Annotated in this window: 6 protein-coding genes, 1 tRNA gene and 1 pseudogene; 3 read left to right on the top strand and 5 right to left on the bottom strand. The window is 69.6% G+C overall.

Annotated features, from left to right (window positions below; all coding sequences use genetic code 11):
• Positions 1 to 806: isocitrate/isopropylmalate family dehydrogenase (locus QR78_RS19010; RefSeq protein ID WP_048429133.1), on the bottom strand; the 806-nt coding region annotated here is incomplete at its 3' end.
• A gap of 63 nt (positions 807 to 869) precedes the next feature.
• Positions 870 to 2,690 (bottom strand): chloride channel protein, encoded by a 1,821-nt coding sequence (locus QR78_RS19005; RefSeq protein WP_048429132.1) that lies wholly within the window; start codon positions 2,688 to 2,690, stop codon positions 870 to 872.
• 173 nt (positions 2,691 to 2,863) lie between these two features.
• Between QR78_RS19005 and QR78_RS19000 the strand changes: the two genes are divergently transcribed.
• Together QR78_RS19000 and QR78_RS18995 are read left to right on the top strand one after the other, a co-directional pair.
• Positions 2,864 to 2,940 (top strand) — tRNA-His (locus QR78_RS19000).
• Between the two features lie 204 nt (positions 2,941 to 3,144).
• Entirely contained in the window at positions 3,145 to 3,348 is a 204-nt protein-coding gene (locus QR78_RS18995; protein WP_048429134.1) for a hypothetical protein, read from the top strand.
• Between the two features lie 78 nt (positions 3,349 to 3,426).
• Here the strand turns inward: QR78_RS18995 and QR78_RS18990 are convergent, their stop codons facing one another.
• From QR78_RS18990 to QR78_RS18980, 3 genes are all read right to left on the bottom strand, one after another.
• Positions 3,427 to 3,615 carry a hypothetical protein gene (locus QR78_RS18990; RefSeq protein ID WP_048429131.1) on the bottom strand — a complete coding sequence of 63 codons (189 nt, stop codon included), beginning with the start codon at positions 3,613 to 3,615 and terminating at the stop codon, positions 3,427 to 3,429.
• 181 nt (positions 3,616 to 3,796) lie between these two features.
• Positions 3,797 to 4,087 (bottom strand): hypothetical protein, encoded by a 291-nt coding sequence (locus QR78_RS18985; protein WP_048429130.1) that lies wholly within the window; start codon positions 4,085 to 4,087, stop codon positions 3,797 to 3,799.
• Between the two features lie 519 nt (positions 4,088 to 4,606).
• Positions 4,607 to 4,906, bottom strand: coding sequence for a hypothetical protein (locus QR78_RS18980; RefSeq protein ID WP_048429129.1), 300 nt, complete (start codon positions 4,904 to 4,906; stop codon positions 4,607 to 4,609).
• Between the two features lie 280 nt (positions 4,907 to 5,186).
• Between QR78_RS18980 and QR78_RS18975 the strand changes: the two are divergent.
• A pseudogene (locus QR78_RS18975) lies at positions 5,187 to 5,448 on the top strand (hypothetical protein); the annotation flags it as partial.

Raw genomic sequence — 5,448 nt, 5'->3', positions numbered from 1 at the left:
GACGGCGCGATGCCGATCGTGCCGGTGCAGGCGGGGCCGAGATCCGACAGGATGTCGCCGAAGAGATTCGAGGCCACCACCACGTCGAACCAGTCCGGGTGCAGCACGAAATGCGCCGTCAGGATGTCGATGTGGTACTTGTCCCAGGCGACATCGGGGTAGTGGCGCGCCATCTCCTGCACCCGCTCGTCCCAGTACGGCATGGTGATCGAGATACCGTTCGACTTGGTGGCCGAGGTCAGGTGCTTCTTCGGCCGCGAGCGCGCGAGTTCGAAGGCGAATTTCAGCACCCGGTCGGTGCCGCGGCGGGTGAAGACCGATTCCTGCACGGCGAATTCGCGGTCGGTCCCCTGGAACATCCGGCCGCCGACCGAGGAATACTCGCCCTCGGTGTTCTCGCGCACGACCCAGAAATCGATATCGCCGGGCTTGCGGCCGGCGAGCGGGCTCGGTACGCCGGGCATCAGGCGCACCGGACGCAGGTTGATGTACTGGTCGAACTCGCGGCGAAACAGGATCAGTGAGTTCCACAGCGAGACGTGGTCCGGGATCTTCTCCGGCCAGCCGACCGCGCCGAAGAAGATCGCGTCGTGCCCGCCGATCTGCGCCTTCCAGTCCTCCGGCATCATCCGGCCGTGCTTGGCGTAGTAGTCGTAGGACGAGAAGTCGAACCAGTCCTGCTGCAGCGTGAAGCCGTGGCGCTTGGCCGCCTGCTCCAGCACGCGCACGCCCTCCGGCACCGTCTCCTTGCCGATGCCGTCCCCGGGGATCACGGCGATGCGGTAATGACGCTTGGCTGACGGCATGGGTGTCTCCTCCGTGTTATGGATCCTGCCGTCGCGCATCGGGCGGGATCGGTCAATCGCCGTTCACGCCACATCCCCGACGCTCGCCCTGCGCTGGCGGTCGAGCTCGTCGCTGTAGCGCTTGAGCGTGTGCTTCTCGGTCAGGATTCCGATTACCCGGGCGGTCTCCCGGCTCTCGACCACCGCCAACGCCTCGCTCTCGGCCTTGTCGAACAGGGCCACGGCTTCCTTGGCATTCATCTGCGGCAGCAGCATCTCGTCGCGGTAGCGCAGGAGGTCGACGACCTTCGTCTCCGCCGCCTTGTCGTCGATCGGGGCCGCATGGGCCTCCGCCACCAGCACGATGCCGGCATAGTGCCCGGCCTCGTCGACGGCGACCACCTGGGTGCCGGAGCCGAGCGGGAAGGCCCGCCGGAACGCCGCCAGCGTGGTGTCGGCCCGCACGGTGCGGACCTCGCGGCGCATCAGCTGGCCGACCGTCAGGGTGCGGATCCAGCCGACGTCGTGGGCGCTGCGGATCGCCTCGCCCCGCAGATGGAAGCGCCAGGTCGCGAAGGAATACCCGAAGGTCTTGCGCACGGTGAGCGAGGACGCGATCACCGCCACGAGCACCAGGCTGGCGATCGGGAAGTCGCCCGTCACCTCCAGCGCCAGGAAGGTCATCGTCATCGGCCCGCCGATCACCGCGACGGCAAGCGCGCTCATCCCCACCACCGCGTAGGTGACCGGCGGCAGCACCATGGCGACGAGGGGCGGGGCGAGGATCACGAAGATCTTGCCGGCGAGCGCCCCGAGGAACAGCGAGGCGAAGAACAGGCCGCCGCGGAACCCGGTGCCGATCGAGATCGCCGAGGCGAGCGCCTTGGCGAGGAAGAGGAGGATCAGCCCGGCCGCCCCGATGGCGGCGCCGTCCTCGGTCAGGTTGAGGTGGAGCGCGCCGTGCCCGGCCGAGAGCACCTGGGGCGTGGCCACGAGCGCCAGCACCCCGACCACGACGCCCCCGAGGACGGGCCGGGCCAGCGGCGGCAGCCTCGTGCGGCGCACCCCCTCCTCCACCAGCGTGACGCCCTGCATGATCAGGATGCCGAGCCCGGCGCAGATCAGCCCGAGGCCCAGGGTCGGCAGGTAGTCGGCCGGGCCGACCGGCGGGGTCGGCCCGATGGTGATCACCGTCTGGTGGCCGAGGATCGCCCGCGACACGAACCCTCCGGCGAGCGCCGCGGTCACCACCGGGGTGAGCGACGCGATGGCGTAGGTGCCGATGATCAGCTCGAAGGCGTAGAAGGCGCCGGTGAGCGGCGCCCCGAACGCCGCCGCGATCGCGGCCGCCGCCGCGCATCCGACGAGGATCCGCATGTCGGCACGGCGCAGCTCGAAGCTCAAGCCCAGGCGCGAGGCGACGCCGGCGGAGATCTGGGTGTAGCCCGCCTCGAGCCCGACCGAGGCGCCGCAGCCGTTCGAGATCAGGTTCTGCACCGCCACCAGCGCCGAGTCCCGCAGGGACAGGCGGCCGCCATGCAGCGCATTGGCCTCGATCGGGTCGATGACCGGCCGCCCGGGAGCGCGCCGCCAGCGCCCGCCGAGCCAGACCACGAGACCGAGCACCACCCCGCCCAGGGCCGGCACGCCGAGGGCGACGAGCGGCGAGACGTGCGGCGTCGCGCTCAGGCGCTCGTCGAGGTCGAGGCCGAACAGCCATTCATGCGCGGTCTGCGCCGCCCAGCCCATGCCGCTGACGAGCGCCCCCGACACGCAGCCGACGAACGCCGCGAGCAGGATCAGGCCGATCTCGCCGCTGCGCACCCAGGCGCGCAGCGATCCGGGCGCCAGCACGAGGGCGCTCTCCGTCAGGGCGCGGCGGACCGTCTCGGGCTTCGGCGTCATCGGACCGTCGGGGCAGGGAATGGTGGGGTGCCCTGCGGTTTACGGTGCCGGAGGCGGCCGGTCGACCGGCTTCGCTTCCACAGCCGGCGCAGTTTCTCGCGCTTTCGGAAGCGGGAACGCAGATCGGCGCTTGCCACGGCGCCCGGGCCCGACTACACACCCCCTCGTCGCGAGCCGCCATAGCTCAGTTGGTTAGAGCGCTAGATTGTGGATCTAGAGGTCCCCCGTTCGAGCCGGGGTGGCGGTACCACGCACTTGGAAGGATCGGAGCCCGGGCTGGCGACAGCGCCCCCGGCGAGCGGACCGAACCGATAGACTTGCCGAACAACGGAATTTCGCGGTTCCATCACGGCCGATGCCTGTGGGCATCGATACGGGAACGATCGGCGCTGCGGTGCGATACCGGCAGGACGCGGTGTTCGACGACGCCCGCAGCCCGACCCGGAGGCGCCCGATGACCGATATCGCCGACACCCCGCGCCATGCCGCCGAGGCCTCGCCGAGCGACGAGGAGGCGTTCCACATCCCGGACGAGATCGCGCTGGCGCTGACCGAGTTCGCCGCGGTGGAGGAACTCTCCCGCGGCGATGCGATCTGCCTCATCCTGCGGGACTACCTGCGGGTGAAGGGCTACCTCAAGGGCGCGCCTCCGGTCTGACGACACGCCAGGCGGGCACCCCGCTCCCTCGGGGATGCCCCGGGATCGTGCATCCCCGCGGGAGCGGAGACCGTATCGCTACACGGCGCCGCGCAGCTGGATCTCGAGGCGGCCGACATCCTCCGTCAGCCGATCGACCGTGCGCCGCGCCTCCGGATCCTCGGGTTCCTCCGTGAGGGCCAGCGCGGCGGCGGCGAGGGATTGGCGCTTGGCCTGGAGCGCATACGCGATCTGGGCGCGAGCCATCTCGGGTGTCCTGTCGGCCATGAGCGATCCTCCTCAAGACTGCGCATTCGGGCGCGGTGATAGCGGTCCCCGTTCAACGCGCGAACCGGCCACGAGATCGCGTGGCCTGGCGGGCGACATTCGAGGAGCCGAGCTCACGCGGAAACGGCGCGGGCTGCCTGACCCACGCCGTCATCGTCAGGTTGTCCGGGGAGTCGCGGGCTCAGCAGTCGTTGGCCTGCTGCGCGGCGGTCTTCTCGCCCTTCGATTGGCGCGAGACGTCGGCCGGCGAGGTCGCCATCTGCGAGCCGACATTCTGCATCGCCCCGACGGTGCCGGGCGATTCCGCCTTGGCGCCCGGCGAGACCGAGGCGGTGGCCGGCGGATCGACGGTCGAGCTCTTGTCCATCTTCTGGTTCTGGGCGGTCTGGCCCGGGGCGCAGGGGCCCGCAGCGGCACCGAGCGTGCCGGCCAGCAGGAAGAGCCCGGCGCCGATGGCGGTGAGGCGTGTCATGGTGTTTCCTCCAGACGTTGTCGTGCCCCCTCAACCGTCATCCTGAAGTCGCGGTTCCTCCCCCATTGGGCTGCGACATACTGGCATGGTCTATGTCGTATGTTCGCGAAAGCGGCATTCGAAATCCGCTCGCGCGCTCCGCCCGGCAAACCAATTTCGAACGCGCCAGAACCGAAAAAATCCGCTTGCGTTTTGTGCGGCGCACGCTAATTTGTGCATCGCACGATCGCGATGGCGTCGCGGTCGTGCTGCCCTCTTTGGGCGTTTCCTCCCTAGACTTCGGGCCACCCGCAAGGGTGGCCTTTTTTCTTGTGACCTTTCCTCTTGGGGAATGGCCCACGGGACATCCGGAGCAGGTTTTTGACGGGTGCGGGATCCATCCGCCTGCCGTCGCCGAAACGGGATCGGGGCCGCGCACGGCGCAGCCCCGACATCCTCGGATCAGCAGGCCGGTCCGTCGGAGCATGGCCCGACGGCGGGACGCCATCTCGCCGCGGAGGACGCGGCGTGATGAGGGATCTAGATCGGCAGCATCCCTGCGGGGCGCGACTGGGCGTAGAGGCTCGCCCCCGCATCCGCGCCGACGACCCGCGCCAGGGCAGCCTCGTCGCAGGTGCCGGCAATCCGCAGGCCGAGCCGGTGCAGATGATCCTTGTCGGTGCAGTAGGCAGCCAGCCGGGCGCGTCCCGTCTCGGGCATGCGCGCCACCAGGGCGTCCACGTCGTCCTCGCTGGCGCGGTGCAGCACCGCCAGCAACTCGAGCGGGATCGGATAGCGGGCGAACGCCGTGGGCAGCGGGCGGGTCTGAGCTTGCGGCATGGATCACCTCGTGCGGTCGGGTTCGCAGGATCCTCGGGCGGATATGGTTAGCGATCAGTTAAGAACTCGACACTGCGCGCGCATGATCATGAGCGACTCTGCCAGGTGCCGCACCGGATCGCGACAATCCGCCTGCCCGGCCGATTCGATGATCTACGTCATGTCGGAAGACCTCGGTGCGATGCAGCATATCGGGCATGCACATAACGTAGGGAGCCACCTTTCGAATGAATGATTGTAGTGGGAGCACGGCGCCCCTGCGAGGCCCGGACGAGGTGAGATGAGCGAGCAGACCCGCGCGGAAACCGTCCTGGCCGATGCCGTGCGGCGCAGCCTGGACGGCTGCCTGCGCGCGCCGGCGTTCCGGCGCTCGCCGAAGCTGGCCGCCTTCCTGGGATATATCGTCGAGGAGGAGCTGGCCGGCCGGGGTGAGACCATCAAGGCCTACACCATCGCCACCCAGGCCCTCGGCCGGCCTCGACCCGGACGCTCGGATCGTTGCTCGGATCGAAGCTGTCGGCCCGGCCGAGGGCCTGGGTGGC

The organism is Methylobacterium indicum, assembly GCF_001043895.1.
GTDB classification, from domain to species: Bacteria; Pseudomonadota; Alphaproteobacteria; order Rhizobiales; family Beijerinckiaceae; genus Methylobacterium; species Methylobacterium indicum.
Note: the sequence above shows the minus strand (reverse complement) of the source record. Positions and strands in the feature narration are given on the sequence as shown.

Coding starts and splice junctions, on each gene's coding strand:
- QR78_RS19005 (WP_048429132.1), bottom strand. CDS start 2,690: ATGACGCCGAAGCCCGAGACGGTCCGCCGCGCCCTGACGGAGAGCGCC.
- QR78_RS18995 (WP_048429134.1), top strand. CDS start 3,145: ATGACCGATATCGCCGACACCCCGCGCCATGCCGCCGAGGCCTCGCCG.
- QR78_RS18990 (WP_048429131.1), bottom strand. CDS start 3,615: ATGGCCGACAGGACACCCGAGATGGCTCGCGCCCAGATCGCGTATGCG.
- QR78_RS18985 (WP_048429130.1), bottom strand. CDS start 4,087: ATGACACGCCTCACCGCCATCGGCGCCGGGCTCTTCCTGCTGGCCGGC.
- QR78_RS18980 (WP_048429129.1), bottom strand. CDS start 4,906: ATGCCGCAAGCTCAGACCCGCCCGCTGCCCACGGCGTTCGCCCGCTAT.